Here is a 15,310-nt window from a genome sequence, read left to right on the forward strand (position 1 = left end):
GAGACTGGATGTTCGAGATCAGCCAGATCCGCTGCTTCGTCGCGGTGGCGGAGGAACTGCATTTCGGGCGCGCCGCCGAGCGCCTGAACATGACGCAGCCGCCGCTGAGCCGCCAGATCCAGCTGCTCGAACACCACGTCGGCACCCGCCTGCTGGACCGCAGCAGCCGCGGCGTGCGCCTGACGGCGGCCGGCAAGGCCTTCTTTCCCGAAGCCGCGCGCATCCTGCGCATGGCCGACGAGGCCGTGGTGACTGCGCGCCGGGTCGCCAAGGGCGAACAAGGCTCGCTGGCGATCGGCTTCACCGCCGCCTTCGGCTACGGCCCGCTGCCCGACCTGGTGCGGCGCCTGCGCGAGCGCGCGCCCGGCATCTCGCTCACGCTCAAGGAACTGGTCACCACGTCCCAGCTCGAAGGGCTGGACAGCGGCCAGCTCGACATCGGCCTGATGCGCCCCCACGCGCGCCACGGCGAACTCGAGACCGTGCTGATGGCGACGGAACCACTGATGCTGGCGATTCCCGAGCGCGAGGCGGCCGACTGGCCGGAGCGGCCGACCCTGGCCTGCGTGCACGGCAAGCCCTTCCTGATGTACTCGCCCTACGAGGCGCGTTATTTCTACCAGCTGCTGAACAACTGCTTCGACGCCGCCGGCGTGACGCCCGACGTGGTCGAGCACATCGGCCAGATCCACACCATGCTGGCCCTGGTCAGCTCGGGCGTGGGCGTGGCGCTGATACCCACCGCGGCGGCCCGCCTGCAGCTGCGCGGGGTCGTACTGCGCACGATGGCCACCGAGCCGCCGGAGCCCGTGCAGACCATCTGCGCCTACCGCCGCGACAATAACAATCCGATCCTGGACATCTTCCGGCGCGATATCCTGCCTGCATTCGTACGCGGCCAACGATCCAATTCTTGAATCGATTCAGACAGTCATTGGTTTGGTTGAGCATGATTGGCGGACTAAGATTGGTGTCATAAAAACATACATCGATCGGACTCCTGCCGCCGGCCGGAGCGATACAACGACATCAGGAGACACTTGTGGAACAAGCACAAGCCATCAGGGCTGCCAGCGCCGCCAAAGTCCAGACCCGCACGCGCTGGATGATTCTCGCCATGCTGTTCGTCATCACCACCATCAACTACGCCGACCGCGCCACGATCTCGATCGCCGCGCCGGGCATCAAGAAGGAACTCGGCCTGGATGCGGTCCAGATGGGCTTCGTGTTTTCCGCCTTCGCCTGGTCCTATGTGATCGCCCAGCTGCCGGGCGGCTGGCTGCTGGACCGCTTCGGTTCCAAGATCACCTACTTCTTCAGCATCTTCCTGTGGTCGGTCTTCACGATGCTGACCGGCGCCACCGGCTTCGTCGCCGGCGGCGCCGCGGTGGCCATGCTGTTCACCCTCCGCCTGCTGGTCGGCGCCGCCGAAGCGCCTTCCTTCCCGGGTAACAGCCGGATCGCCTCGGCATGGTTCCCGACCAACGAGCGCGGCCTGGCCGCCGCCATCTTCAACTCGGCACAGTACTTCGCCACCGTGCTGTTCGCGCCGATCATGGGCTGGCTGGTGCATTCCTACGGCTGGCACAGCGTGTTCTACGTGATGGGCGGCCTGGGCATCGTGATGGCCTTCGTCTGGCTCAAGGTCATCTACGCACCGAAGGACCATCCCTCGGTCAGCCAGAGCGAACTGAAATACATCCAGGAAGGCGGCGCCCTGGTCGACCTCGACGGCGCCCAGAAAGCCCCGGCCCAGGTCAACACCTTCGCCGCCATCAAGGAACTGCTGGGCAACCGCATGCTGCTGGGCGTGTACATCGGCCAGTACTGCATCACCACCCTCACCTACTTCTTCCTGACCTGGTTCCCGGTCTACCTGGTGCAGGAGCGCCACATGACCATCCTGAAGGCCGGCTTCGTGGCCTCGCTGCCGGCGATCGCGGGCTTCATCGGCGGCGTGAGCGGCGGCTGGCTGTCGGACCGCCTGGCCAAGCGCGGCTATTCGCTGTCGGTGTCGCGCAAGGTGCCGATCGTGCTCGGCATGCTGATGTCGATGAGCATGATCGCCTGTAACTATATCGAGACCGACATGCTGGTGGTCGCCGTGATGTCGCTGGCCTTCTTCGGCAAGGGCGTCGGCGCGCTGGGCTGGGCGGTGGTGTCGGACACCTCGCCGAAGGAAGCCGGCGGCTTGAGCGGCGCACTGTTCAACACCTTCGGCAACACCGCCGGCATCACCACCCCGATCGTCATCGGCTACATCGTGCAGGGCACCGGTTCCTTCTCCGGCGCGCTGGTCTTCGTCGGCGCCAACGCGGCACTGGCGATCGCCTGCTACCTGTTCATCGTCGGCGACATCAAGCGCGTCAGCCTGAGCAAATCGCTGATCGCAAAGTAAATCTACAAGTTTCAAAGGACGCATCCATGACTACTTACGTATCCGGCGCCCCCGTCGTCACCGACCTGCGCGTCGTTCCCGTGGCCGGCCGGGACAGCATGCTGCTGAACCTCTCCGGCGCCCACGGCCCCTGGTTCACCCGCAACATCGTCCTGCTCACCGACAGCGCCGGCAATACCGGCCTGGGCGAAGTGCCGGGCGGCGAGAAGATCCGCCAGACCATCGAGGATGCGAAACCCCTCATCGTCGGCAAGACCCTGGGCGAGTACAACAACATCCTGAATGCGATGCGCAAGGCCTTCGCCGACCGCGATGCCGGTGGACGCGGCAACCAGACCTTCGACCTGCGCACCACGATCCACGCCGTCACCGCGGTGGAGTCGGCCCTGCTCGACCTGCTGGGCCAGTTCATGAACGTGCCGGTGGCAAGCCTGCTGGGCGAAGGCCAGCAGCGCGACGCCGTCGAGATGCTGGGCTACCTGTTCTACGTCGGCGACCGCAAGAAGACCAACCTGGACTACCGCAGCGAGCCGGACGCCGGCAGCGCCTGGTTCCGCCTGCGGAACGAAGAAGCGCTGACGCCGGAAGCCGTGGTGCGCCTGTGCGAAGCGGCGCGCGAACGCTACGGCTTCAACGACTTCAAGCTGAAGGGCGGCGTGCTGTCCGCCGACGAGGAAATGGAAGCCGTCGTCGCCATGCACGAGCGCTTCCCGGATGCCCGCATCACGCTGGACCCGAACGGCGCCTGGTCGCTCAAGGAAGCGATCCGCGTGTGCCGCGACAAGCACGGCGTGCTGGCCTATGCCGAGGATCCCTGCGGCGCCGAGGGCGGCTTCTCGGGCCGCGAAGTGATGGCCGAGTTCCGCCGCGCCACCGGCCTGCCGACCGCGACCAACATGATCGCCACCGACTGGCGCCAGATGGCCCATTCGATCCAGCTGCAGTCGGTCGACATTCCGCTGGCCGACCCGCACTTCTGGACCATGCAGGGTTCGGTGCGCGTGGCCCAGCTGTGCGAGATGTTCGGCCTGACCTGGGGCTCGCACTCGAACAACCACTTCGACATCTCGCTGGCCATGTTCACCCACGTCGGCGCCGCGGCCCCCGGCAAGGTCACCGCCATCGATACCCACTGGATCTGGCAGGACGGCCAGCGCCTGACCAAAGAACCGCTCAAGATCGAGGGTGGCCTGGTCCGCATTCCGTCGAAGCCGGGCCTGGGCATCGAGATCGACGAGGCCGAGCTGGAAAAGGCGCACCAGGCCTACAAGAACATGGGTTTGGGCGCGCGCGACGACGCCGCCGCAATGCAATTCCTGGTCCCCAACTGGACCTTCGACAACAAGCGCCCCTGCCTGGTGCGCTGATCATTTTTCCGCTAACCGGAGACCATCATGAACACCACCACTCCCTACAGCGGCATCCCGAACCGCTTCAAGCAAGACCTGCGCGAGGGCAAACAGCTGATCGGCTGCTGGTCTTCGCTGGCCAACCCTTTCACCACCGAGATCCTCGGCTTGGCCGGCTTCGACTGGCTGCTGCTCGACGGCGAACACTCGCCGAATGACCTGAACAGCTTCATCCTGCAGCTGATGGCGCTGAAGGACAGCCCGAGCGCGCCGGTGGTGCGCCCGCAGTCGAACGACACGGTGCAGATCAAGCGCCTGCTCGACGCCGGCTTCTACAACTTCCTGATCCCCTTCGTCGAGACCGCCGAGGAAGCGGCCCAGGCCATCGCCGCGACCCGCTACGCGCCGGAAGGCGTGCGCGGCGTGTCGGTGTCGATGCGCGGCAACCGCTTCGGCACCATCCCCGACTACCACAATGTCAGCAACCGCAACATCACGGTGGCGCTGCAGATCGAAAGCCGGGTGTCGGTCGCCAACATCGAGGCCATCTGCGCGGTGGACGGCGTCGACTGCGTCTTCATCGGCCCGTCCGACCTGGCGGCCGGCTACGGCTACCTGGGCAATGCCGGCCATCCGGAAGTGCAGGAAGCGATGCAGCGCGTGTTCGCCGCCGCCAAGGCCGCCGGCATTCCGGTCGGGATCCTGGCGCCGGTGGAAAGCGACGCCCGCCGCTACATCGAGATGGGCGCGACCATGGTGGCCGTCGGCAGCGACCAGGGCCTGTTCCGCGCCGCCACCCAGGGCCTGCGCGACAAGTACGCGCTGTAAAAGACACGAACAGATACGGAGATAAGGAAATGAGCAAAATCGGATTCATCGGCCTGGGCATCATGGGCACCCCGATGGCGGGCCACCTGATCAAGGCCGGCCACGAAGTCTTCCTGTACACCCACGGCAGCGTGCCGGGCGAGCTGGTCGAGGCAGGCGGCAAGGCCTGCGCTTCCAGCCGCGAAGTGGCACAGAACGCCGACGTCATCATCACAATGGTGCCGGATACGCCGCACGTGGCATCGGCCCTGTTCGGCGAGAACGGCGTGGCCGAAGGTCTGTCGCCGGGCAAGGTGGTGGTCGACATGAGCTCGATCTCCCCCGTCGAGACCAAGGCATTCGCGGAACGCATCAAGGCCCTCGGCTGCGACTACGTCGACGCCCCGGTCTCCGGCGGCGAAGTCGGCGCCAAGGCGGCCAGCCTGACCATCATGGTGGGCGGTTCGGAAGCGGCCTTCGACCGCGTCAAGCCGCTGTTCGAACTGATGGGCAAGAACATCACCCTGGTGGGCGAGAACGGCGCCGGCCAGACCTGCAAGGTGGCCAACCAGATCATCGTCGCCCTGAACATCGAGGCGGTGGGCGAAGCCCTGCTGTTCGCATCGAAGATGGGCGCCGATCCGGCCAAGGTGCGCCAGGCGCTGATGGGCGGCTTCGCGGCGTCGCGCATCCTGGAAGTGCACGGCGAGCGCATGGTCAAGCGCACCTTCGACCCGGGCTTCCGCATCGAACTGCACCAGAAGGACCTGAACCTGGCGCTGTCGAGCGCGCGCGCGATCGGCGTCTCGCTGCCGAACACCGCCACCGCGCAGGAACTGTTCAACAGCTGCGCGGCCCACGGCGGCGCCGGCTGGGACCACTCGGGCATGGTGCGCGCGCTGGAAATGATGGCGAATTTCGAAATCGGCCAGCAGCAAAAATGAACGCGCCGCATTCGAGCCCGCGCCAGCTGTTGCTGAAGATGTTCGACGCTGCGATCGAGTCCGCGCAGCCCGGACATTGCGTGCCGCCGCACCTGCCCGAGCCCGGCGCCGGCAGGACCATCGTGATCGGCGCCGGCAAAGCCTCGGCCGCGATGGCGCGGGCGCTGGAGCAGCACTGGCGCGGGCCGATCTCCGGCCTGGTAGTCACGCGCTACGGCTATGCGGTGCCCTGCCAGCGCATCGAGATCGTCGAAGCCGCGCATCCGGTGCCGGACGAAGCCGGCCTGCGCGCGGCCGGGCGCATGATGGAACTGGTCGGCGGCCTGACGCTTGATGACACCGTGATCTGCCTGATCTCGGGCGGCGGCTCCTCGCTGCTGCCCTTGCCGCTCGACGGCATCACGCTGGAAGACAAGCAGGCGGTCAACCGCGCCCTGCTGGCCTCCGGCGCCACCATCGGTGAAATGAACACCGTGCGGCGCCACCTGTCGGCAATCAAGGGCGGACGGCTGGCGGCGGCCTGCCATCCGGCGCGCGTGGTCACCTTGCTGATCTCGGATGTGCCGGGCGACCGTCCCTGCGACATCGCCTCCGGCCCGACCGTCGGCGACCCGACCACCTGCCTTGACGCGCTGGCCATCGTGCGCCGCTACGGCATCGAGTTGCCGGCGGCGGTGCGCGAAGTGCTGGAGAGCGGACGCGGCGAATCGGTCAAGCCGGGCGACCCGCGCCTGGCACGCTGCGAGACGCGGATGATCGCGACGCCGCAGATGGCGCTGGAAGCGGCGGCCGCGGTCGCACGCGAAGCCGGCATCACGCCCTTCATTCTCGGCAATGCGATCGAGGGCGAAGCGCGCGACGTCGGCAAGGCGATGGCGGGCATGGCGCGCCAGGTGGCGGACTACAACCAGCCTTTCGCCAGACCCTGCGTAATGCTGTCCGGCGGCGAGACCACGGTGACGGTGCGCGGCCAGGGACGCGGCGGACGGAATGTCGAATTCCTGCTGTCGCTGGGACTGGCGCTTGAGGGTCAGGCGGGCATCCACGCGCTGGCCGGGGATACCGATGGCGTCGATGGCCAGGAAGAGATCGCCGGCGCGGTGCTGGCGCCGGAGTCGCTGGCGCGGGCGTGGGCGCTGGGAATCAGGCCGGCCGATGCGCTGCAGGACAACGACGGGCACGGCTTCTTCGGGGCGCTTGGGGATTCGGTGGTGACCGGGCCGACGCTCACGAACGTGAACGATTTTCGGGCGGTGCTGGTGGAATAACCGTCATCCCCGCGAAAGCGGAAATGACGGTTTTGGGGCTGACTCAGCCCTCGATCATCACGTTGCCTTCCGGGTCGACGCGGTTGCCATACGAGGCCACCCACGCATTGAACAGGCTGCGCCAGAAGCTTTCGCCCGGCTGGCGGAAAGCCGGGGAAGCCATCGATTCCATCTGGGCGACTGCGCTGGACTGGTTGGACATGATGCACCTTTCGAAGAGGATTCGGGATTGGTGACCATGTTAAAGACATGCCGATATATCGTCCAATGACATGTTCTGATGCCAGTCATCACTCAAGCAAATGGCTGGCGCCGCCGCTGAATCTCAGCTATCAAGATGGGAAATGAGGGCCGGCGGCGTCGCCGATGAACGCGCGTGGTGCACGTCCACCGACACCCCCACCGCCATGATGTCGATGAGGAGCAGCTGCAGCACCCGCGAGATCATCGACAGGAAGCTGGTGTTGTCTTCCGGGTGGTCGACCGCCAGCACCACGCTGGCACCCCTGGCCAGCGGCGAGTCGCTGCTGCTGATCGCGATGACGTCGGCGCCGGCCGCGCGCGCCTTGTCGACGGCGCCCAGCAGCTCGGGCAGGCGGCCGGAGTTCGAGATCGCCACCACCACGTCGCCCGGTCCCAGCAGGTCGGCCGCCAGCGAGAACAGGTGGGAGTCGCCGTACAGCGCGGTCGGGATGCGGAAGCGGAAGAACTTGTGCTGGCCGTCCAGCGCCACCACGCGCGAATTGCCCATCGCGTAGAACTCGATGCGCTTGGCGCGGCTCACCAGCTCGATCGCGCGGTCGATCGCGCGCACGTCCAGCTGGTCGCGGAATTTCAGGATCGCCGAGACGGTGTTGTCGATCACCTTGGCCGACAGGTCGTGGGTGCTGTCGCTGTGACGCACCTGGCTGTGGCGCACCGGGATCGAGCCGGTCAGCGAGCTCGCGAACTTGAGTTTGAAGTCGGCCAGGCCGAGGAAGCCCAGCGAGCGGCAGAAGCGGATCACGGTCGGCTGGCTGACGTCGGCCAGTTTCGCGATGCCGGCGATCGGCTCGTTCAGCACCAGGCGCGGCTGCTCCAGCACCAGGCTGGCGACGCGCTGCTCGGCCGGGGTCAGTTCCGGCTGCAGTTGGCGGATGCGGTCCAGCAGCGTGTTGTCGCCGCTGCGTCCGCGCAGGTGCTCGGACAGGATGTTCGCCACGCCGTCGAAGGCGACGTGCGGCGTGCTGATGACATAGGTCGGAATGTCGGCGATATAACCCGAGAAGCGGCCCTTGGCTTCGAAGCGGGCGCGGAAGGGCGAGGTCCTGAACCACTCGCCCAGGCGCGGCACGATGCCGCCGCCGATGAAGATGCCACCGAAGGCGCCCAGGGTCACCGCCAGGTTGGCCGCGGCGGCGCCCAGCATGCCGCAGAAGCACTCCAGCACTTCCAGGCACAGCGGGTCCTTGTCGTCGAGCGCGGCGGCGATGATGGCGGCCGAATCGCGCGCCGGCGCATCCACGCCGTTACGCGCGGCCAGCGCGCGGTGGATGATCTCCATGCCGGGGCCGGAGATCAGGCGCTCGTTCGACACGTGGGTCCACTCGCGCCAGGCGGCCTGCAGGATCGCGAACTCGCGCTCGTCGCTGGGTGCGAAGTTGACGTGGCCGCCCTCGCTGCCGAGGGTGACGAAACCGTCCACGGTCGGGATCCCGCCGGACACGCCCAGGCCGGTGCCCGGCCCCAGCACGCCCAGCACCGCATGCGGCACCGGCTTGCCCGGTCCCACCTGCATCAGGTGCTCCGGCTTCAGGCCCGGAATCGCCATCGCCAGCGCCGTGAAGTCGTTCACGATCAGCAGCGTGGACAGGCCCAGCTCGCGCCGCACCTCGTCGGTCGAAAAGGCCCAGGGCCGGTTGGTCATGCGTACGTAGTCGCCGTCGACCGGATTGGCCAGCGCCAGCGCCGCATGGTTCAGGCGCACGTCCTCATGTTCGGACAGGTAGAAGCGCAGCAGCGGAACGATGCCGTCGAACTCGTCGCACCTCAGCACGCGTACCGAGCGGTAGGTGCCGGGCGCCGTCTGCAGGGCGAAGCGTGCGTGCGTCGCCCCGATGTCGGCCAGCAGGCGCGGGCCGTCGGCGAAGGCGGTGCGGACATGATCCGGCAGCTCCTGCATATCAGGCTTTCGCTGCCAGGCTGCCGAACCAGGCGCCATACGGCGGCAGGTTCACGGTGCTGCCCGCCACCTCGCCCGGCATGCCGTGGCCTTCGAGCCTGCTGGCGCCGGCCGCTTGCGGCCACTCGAAGCTGAGCGGCTGGTCGGTCGTGTTGAACACGGCCAGCACCGACGGGTAGCCGTCCAGGTCGCGGCGCAGGGCCAGCGCCTGTTCCGGCACGTCGTAGAAGGCGATCTCGCCGCGGGTCAGCTGCGGCATGGTGCGGCGCCAGTGGATCATGGTGCGCTGGAAGTTCAGCATCGACTGCGGATCCTTGTCCTGCAGGTCTTCCGCCAAAGCCAGGTGCTCGGCCGGCACCGGCAGCCAGGGCTTGCCGGTGGTGAAGCCGCCGTTCGCGTCATGTGCGGTCCAGGGCATCGGGGTGCGGCAGCCGTCGCGGCCCTTGAACTCCGGCCAGAAGGTGATGCCGTAGGGGTCCTGCAGCAGTTCGAAGGGAACGTCCGCTTCCGGCAGCGCCAGCTCGTCGCCCTGGTAGAGGCAGGGGGTGCCCTTCAGCGACAGCTGGATCGCCAGCACCAGCTTCGACAGCGCCGTCGAAGGTTTCGCAACCGAGTCCCCACGCGCCCAGCGCGTCGCCACGCGGATCGCATCGTGGTTGCCGACCGACCAGGAGGCCCAGCCATCCTTCACGCGGGTATTGAATTCCTCGACCTGCTTGCGGATGTGGGCCGCGCTGAATTCCGGCGTCAGCAGGTTGAAGCTGTAGGCCATGTGCAGCTTGTCGCCGCCTTCGGTGTACTCGGCCATCTGGGCCAGCGCATCGTCGGACGAGACTTCGCCGATCGACACCGCGCCGAACTCGTTGAGCTGGGCGCGCACGCGCTGCAGGAAGGCGATGTTCTCCGGCTGGGTCTTGTCGTAGATGTGGGCCTGCATGCCGTAGGGGTTCACGTCCGTCACGGTCGAGGTGTCGCGCACCAGCGCCGGCGGATTGCTGCGCAGCTGGCGGTCGTGGAAGTGGAAGACGCAGGCATCCATGCGCACGCCGTCGACGCCGCGCTCGAGCCAGAAACGCTGGGCATCCAGGTGGGCCTGCTGCACGTCCGGATTGTGGAAGTTGAGCTGCGGCTGGCTGACCAGGAAGTTGTGCATGTAGTACTGCTTGCGGCGGGTATCCCACTGCCAGGCCGAACCGCCGAACACGGACAGCCAGTTGTTCGGCGGGTTGCCGTCCGCGAGCGGGTCGGCCCACACATACCAGTCGGACTTCGGGTTGTCGCGGCTGGAGCGGCTCTCGACGAACCACGGGTGGTTGTCGGCGGTGTGCGACATCACCTGGTCGATCATGATCTTCAGGCCCAGGCTATGCGCCTTGGCGACCAGGGCGTCGAAGTCGGCCAGGCTGCCGAACATCGGATCGACGTCGCAGTAGTCGGCGATGTCGTAGCCGAAGTCCTTCTGCGGCGACTTGAAGAAGGGCGACAGCCAGACGATGTCCACGCCCAGGCCGGCAATGTAATCGAGTTTGGCGGTAATGCCGGGCAGGTCGCCGACGCCGTCGCCATTGGTGTCGAGGTAGCTGCGCGGATAGACCTGGTAAATGATGGCTTCTTTCCACCACGGATTGTTGGCGTCGGGAGTGCTCATGATGATGGTGTCCGATTGGTAAATTTTTACGCAATATACAGCATCAATACTGGACTGACAATCGGGAGGAAAATGATGAATTTTCGTAAATATCCTTGAAAATCATTGGCTTATCGAAAATCCAACTGAAGAATATACGGCCCTATAGTAGTCAAACTACAGATTCGATGTTAGGGTGGCGAACTTGCCAAAGAAGTTCTTGTTGCCAAGCTGGGCTTGCTTGCATAGCATCGCGGCAATGCCGTCGTTCCCGCGAAGGCGGGAACCCAAGTTCGTTGCGCTGCCGAGATGCATGCAACTTGGATCCCCGCCTGCGCGGGGACGACGTTTCAACGCCAACGGTGACTGAACAAGCCGAGCACAGGAGACGCCTCAATGACCCAGAACCCGCCCCCGGTCCAAACCGGCCGCATGCCCCGCCAGATCCCCTTCATCATCGCCAACGAAGGCTGCGAACGCTTCAGCTTCTACGGCATGCGCAACATCCTGACGCCCTTCCTGATCTCCTCGCTGCTGCTGTTCCTGCCCGAGGCCGAGCGCGCCGGCGAGGCCAAGCACGTGTTCCATACCTTCGTCATCGGCGTCTACTTCTTCCCGTTGCTGGGCGGCTGGCTGGCCGACCGCTTCTTCGGCAAGTACAACACCGTGCTCTGGCTCAGCCTCGTCTACTGCGCGGGTCACGCCTGCCTGGCCGCCTTCGAGAACCACCTGCAGGGCTTCTACCTGGGCCTGTTCCTGATCGCGCTGGGCTCGGGCGGCATCAAGCCGCTGGTGTCGTCCTTCGTGGGCGACCAGTTCGACCATACCAACAAGCACAAGGCCAAGCTGGTCTTCGATGCCTTCTACTGGATCATCAACTTCGGCTCCTTCTTCGCTTCGCTGCTGATGCCGATCTTCCTGCGCGACTACGGCGCCTCGGTCGCCTTCGGCATCCCCGGCATCCTGATGCTGGTCGCGACCCTGGTGTTCTGGAGCGGCCGCAAGAAGTACGTGCACGTGCCGCCGAGCCCCCCGAATCCGCACTCCTTCCTCAACGTGGCCAAGAGCGCCCTGCTGGCCAAACGCTCGGTTGATGGGCGCGAAGGCCGTCCGGGCCTGGCGGTGGCCGGCGTCGGCGCCGTCGGCGCCGTGGTCTCGCTGGCCATGACCCCGAGCTGGGGCTTCGTGATCGCCGCCTGCACGGCGCTGGTGCTGCTGCTGGCCTTCGGCGGCATCGGCGTGGCGCTGCAGCTGGAGCGGGCGCGCGGCCTGCATCCGGATGACGCCGTCGACGGCGTGCGCGGCGTGCTGCGCATCCTGATCGTGTTCGCGCTGGTGACGCCGTTCTGGTCCCTGTTCGACCAGAAGGCCTCGACCTGGATCGTGCAGGCCAATGCGATGATGCGCCCCACCCTCTCGCTGTTCGGCAGCGAATTCCGCTTCGAGCCGGCGCAGATGCAGGCCCTGAATCCGCTGCTGGTGATGCTGCTCATCCCCTTCAACAATATCGCCGTGTTCCCGCTGCTGCGCAAACTCGGCTGGGAGCCGACCGCGCTGCGCCGCATGACCGCCGGCATCGCCCTGTCCGCCCTGTCCTGGGTGGCGATCGGCACCATCCAGGTCGTGATGGATGGCGGCACCCCGGTCTCGATGGCCTGGCAGATCCTGCCCTATGCCCTGCTGACCATGGGCGAGGTGCTGGTCTCGGCCACCGGCCTCGAATTCGCCTACAGCCAGGCGCCAAGCTCGATGAAGGGCGTGATCATGGCCTTCTGGTCGCTGGCCGTCACGGTCGGCAGCCTGTGGGTGTTGATCGTGAACGCCAGCGTCAAGAACGAAGCGGTGCTCGGCCATATCGCCAATACCGGCCTGGGCGTGATGGCCTTCCAGATGTACTTCTTTGCGGCCTTCGCCTTCCTTGCGGCGCTGGTGTTCGGCTGGTACGCGACCCGCTACCGCGTGGTCGATAACTACCGCACCGAGGCAGCCGCGTGATTTTTAGATTAGTTATCCGATGACAAGCAAAACCATTACCGCTGCAGGCCTCCTGTCCCTGCTGGCCAGCAGCGGCGTCCACGCCGCGATCTCTCCCGAAGCCTGCGACAGCAAGTCCTTCCAGACCGTGCTGCACCCGGCGGCGGCATCCTTCGATGCGCGCGCCGTCTGGCTCGACCGGCGCCTGATCGCCTTCCCCGGCGCCCCCGCGGACGGCGTGTTCAAGCTCTACCACTCGCCCACCGGTTCGATCGCCGCGCCGGTCGGCGGCAAGGTTGCCGGCAGCATGGGTGCGCTGACGCTTTCCCTCGACAAGGGCGCCGTGCCGCCGGCGCTGGCGGAGCGCTTCAAATGGGTGGGCGCCGGCCCGGTGCTGCAGCTGATCGATGCCGACGTGTCGAAGATGGGCGAGCTGCACCGCCAGCAGCTGGTGCTGGTACAGGAAGATGCGCAAGGCATCGTGCGCGCGGCCACGCGCGTGCAGGTGGCGGGCGCGCTGGACGACCTGTATGCGGCCGCCGGCAACTTGGACAAGCTCGGCGTCGACATCGCCGGCAACCGTACGAGCTTCAGCCTGTGGGCGCCGACCGCCCGCCAGGCCGCCGTCTGCGTCTACAACACGGGCAGCTCGACCGCGCGCGCCGTCTACCAGCTGGCCTTCGATCCGGCCACCGGCGCCTGGAACGCCGCGGTGCCGGGCGACCTCACCGGCAAGTACTACAAGTATGCGGTCGACGTGCCGGTCGACGGCGGTGGCATCGTGCGCAACCTGGTCACCGATCCGTATTCGATCAGCCTGACCACGGACTCGAAGCGCAGCTACATCGCGCGCCTGGATTCGCCGCGCCTGAAGCCGGCCGGCTGGGATACCACGCCGGCGCCGCAGACGGTCAAGGCCCCGACCGACATGGTGGTCTACGAGCTGCACGTGCGCGACTTCTCGATCAACGACGCCAGCGTGCCGGAACGCCTGCGCGGCAAGTACGGCGCCTTCACCCGCCCCGACTCGAACGGCATGCGCCACCTGGCCGCGCTGGCGAAGAGCGGCCTGACCGACATCCACCTGCTGCCCGTCTACGACATCGGCAGCGTGCCGGAAGCGGGCTGCGCGGTGCCCAAGCCTTCCGGCGCGCCGGACAGCGAGGCCCAGCAGGCGCTGGTCAGGAAGACCGCGGAAACCGACTGCTTCAACTGGGGCTACGATCCCTACCACTACAACGCGCCGGAAGGCAGCTACGCCACCGATCCGGGCGACGGTGCGCGCCGCGTGGTCGAGTTCCGCGAGATGGTCGACGGCCTGCACAAGCTGGGACTGCGGGTCGGCATGGACGTGGTGTTCAACCACACCTTCAGCGCCGGTCAGGTTGAAAAATCGGTGCTCGACCGCATCGTGCCCGGCTACTACCACCGCCTGAACGCGACGGGAGGCATCGAACGCTCGACCTGCTGCGACAACACGGCCACCGAAAACCTCATGATGGGCAAGCTGATGATCGATTCGGTGGCCCTGTGGGCGACCCAGTACAAGATCGATTCCTTCCGCTTCGACCTGATGGGCCACCAGCCGCGCGCCACCATGGAACAGCTGCAGCGGACCGTGAACGCCGCCGCCGGCCATCCCGTGCAGCTGCTCGGCGAAGGCTGGAACTTCGGCGAGGTCGCCAACGGCGCGCGCTTCGTGCAGGCGTCGCAGCTCTCGCTGAACGGCAGCGGCATCGGCACCTTCAACGACCGCACCCGCGACGCCGTGCGCGGCGGCTCGGCCGGCGATTCCGGCGAGGCGCTGTTCGCGCGCCAGGGCTGGATCAACGGCCTGGTCTACGATCCGAACGGCCACGGCCGGCACGATCCGCGCGAACTGCTGCGCGCCGCCGACATGGTGCGCGCCGGCCTGGCCGGCTCGATCCGCAGCTATCCGCTGCAGACCTTCGACGACAAGACCGTGCAGCTGGAAGCGATCGACTATGGCGGCCAGCCGGCCGGCTATGCCAGCGAACCGTCGGAAGTCGTGAACTACGTCGAGAACCACGACAACCAGACCCTGTTCGACAACAACGTATTCAAGCTGCCGGCTTCGACCCCGTCGTTCGAACGCGCCCGCGTGCAGGTGCTGGGCATGGCCGTCGACGCCTTCGCGCAGGGCATCGCCTACTACCACGCCGGCATCGACGTGCTGCGCTCGAAGTCCCTCGACCGCAACAGCTTCAACTCGGGCGACTGGTTCAACCGCCTTGACTGGACCTACCGCGACAATTACTTCGGCACCGGCCTGCCGCCGGCGGAAGATAACGGCAAGGACTACGCGCTGCTGCAGCCCCTGCTGGCCAGCCCGGCCTTCAAGCCGGCGCCGTCGGATATCGCCTTCGCGCGCGACGCCTTCCGCGACCTGCTGGCGATCCGCGCCAGCTCGACGCTGTTCCGCCTGCCGAGCGCCGCGGAGATCAAGCGCCGCCTGCGCTTCTTCAACACCGGTTCGAACCAGAACCCGACCGTGGTCGCCGCCCACCTGGACGGCGCGGGCTACCCGGGCGCCAACTATCCGGGAGCTAACTACAGGGGGATCAGCTACTTCATCAACGTCGACAAGGTCGGCCACACCGTGACCGATCCCCGGGCGGCCGGCAAGGCGCTGCACCTGCATCCGGTGTTCCTGGCCCCGAACGCGGCCGACAAGCGCGCGACCCAGGCGAGCTTCGATCCGGCCACCGGCGCGTTCAACATTCCGCCGCGCACGGCGGTGGTGTTCGTGGAGGATTGAGCC

The 15,310-nt window shown here is 66.7% G+C and carries 11 protein-coding genes; 8 read left to right on the forward strand and 3 right to left on the reverse strand.

From position 1 onward, the window contains the following. The first annotated feature begins 8 nt into the window (after nucleotides 1-8). From AC1DOP_RS21180 to AC1DOP_RS21205, 6 genes are all read left to right on the forward strand, one after another. On the forward strand, nucleotides 9-917 hold the full coding sequence (locus tag AC1DOP_RS21180; RefSeq protein WP_442123562.1) for a LysR family transcriptional regulator: 909 nt from the start codon (nucleotides 9-11) through the stop codon (nucleotides 915-917). A gap of 188 nt (nucleotides 918-1,105) precedes the next feature. Then, nucleotides 1,106-2,398 (forward strand): MFS transporter, encoded by a 1,293-nt coding sequence (locus AC1DOP_RS21185; protein WP_442123623.1) that lies wholly within the window; start codon nucleotides 1,106-1,108, stop codon nucleotides 2,396-2,398. A 26-nt stretch (nucleotides 2,399-2,424) separates the two neighbouring features. Continuing rightward, nucleotides 2,425-3,765, forward strand: a complete 1,341-nt coding sequence (gene gudD, locus AC1DOP_RS21190; protein ID WP_442123563.1) for a glucarate dehydratase — start codon at nucleotides 2,425-2,427, stop codon at nucleotides 3,763-3,765. Between the two features lie 27 nt (nucleotides 3,766-3,792). Beyond that, nucleotides 3,793-4,575: a 2-dehydro-3-deoxyglucarate aldolase gene (gene garL, locus AC1DOP_RS21195; RefSeq protein WP_477253159.1), complete on the forward strand. Its 783-nt coding sequence runs from the start codon at nucleotides 3,793-3,795 to the stop codon at nucleotides 4,573-4,575. A gap of 29 nt (nucleotides 4,576-4,604) precedes the next feature. Further along, on the forward strand, nucleotides 4,605-5,498 hold the full coding sequence (gene glxR, locus AC1DOP_RS21200) for a 2-hydroxy-3-oxopropionate reductase (RefSeq protein ID WP_477253161.1): 894 nt from the start codon (nucleotides 4,605-4,607) through the stop codon (nucleotides 5,496-5,498). Further along, a complete protein-coding gene (locus AC1DOP_RS21205) occupies nucleotides 5,495-6,766 on the forward strand; it encodes a glycerate kinase type-2 family protein (RefSeq protein ID WP_477253163.1) in 1,272 nt (423 codons plus the stop codon). The genes glxR and AC1DOP_RS21205 overlap by 4 nt, the downstream gene beginning before the upstream one ends. 43 nt (nucleotides 6,767-6,809) lie before the next feature. On the opposite strand, the gene AC1DOP_RS21210 is transcribed toward AC1DOP_RS21205, so the two are convergent. The 3 genes from AC1DOP_RS21210 to AC1DOP_RS21220 all read right to left on the reverse strand — a co-directional run bounded on the left by AC1DOP_RS21210 (nucleotide 6,810) and on the right by AC1DOP_RS21220 (nucleotide 10,575). Continuing rightward, nucleotides 6,810-6,968, reverse strand: a complete 159-nt coding sequence (locus AC1DOP_RS21210; RefSeq protein WP_442123567.1) for a hypothetical protein — start codon at nucleotides 6,966-6,968, stop codon at nucleotides 6,810-6,812. A gap of 123 nt (nucleotides 6,969-7,091) precedes the next feature. Further along, nucleotides 7,092-8,927, reverse strand: a complete 1,836-nt coding sequence (gene glk, locus AC1DOP_RS21215) for a glucokinase (RefSeq protein ID WP_442123568.1) — start codon at nucleotides 8,925-8,927, stop codon at nucleotides 7,092-7,094. 1 nt (nucleotide 8,928) lies between these two features. After that, nucleotides 8,929-10,575, reverse strand: a complete 1,647-nt coding sequence (locus tag AC1DOP_RS21220; RefSeq protein ID WP_477253166.1) for an alpha-amylase family glycosyl hydrolase — start codon at nucleotides 10,573-10,575, stop codon at nucleotides 8,929-8,931. A 411-nt stretch (nucleotides 10,576-10,986) separates the two neighbouring features. Here AC1DOP_RS21220 and AC1DOP_RS21225 point away from each other — a divergent pair, with 411 nt between their 5' ends. Beyond that, complete coding sequence (locus AC1DOP_RS21225; protein ID WP_477253235.1) at nucleotides 10,987-12,549, forward strand: POT-type proton-dependent oligopeptide transporter; 1,563 nt, start codon at nucleotides 10,987-10,989, stop codon at nucleotides 12,547-12,549. A 19-nt stretch (nucleotides 12,550-12,568) separates the two neighbouring features. Beyond that, entirely contained in the window at nucleotides 12,569-15,307 is a 2,739-nt protein-coding gene (locus AC1DOP_RS21230) for an alpha-1,6-glucosidase domain-containing protein (RefSeq protein WP_477253168.1), read from the forward strand. Nucleotides 15,308-15,310 lie beyond the last annotated feature (3 nt).

It is taken from the genome of Massilia sp. 01N410 (genome assembly GCF_056399665.1).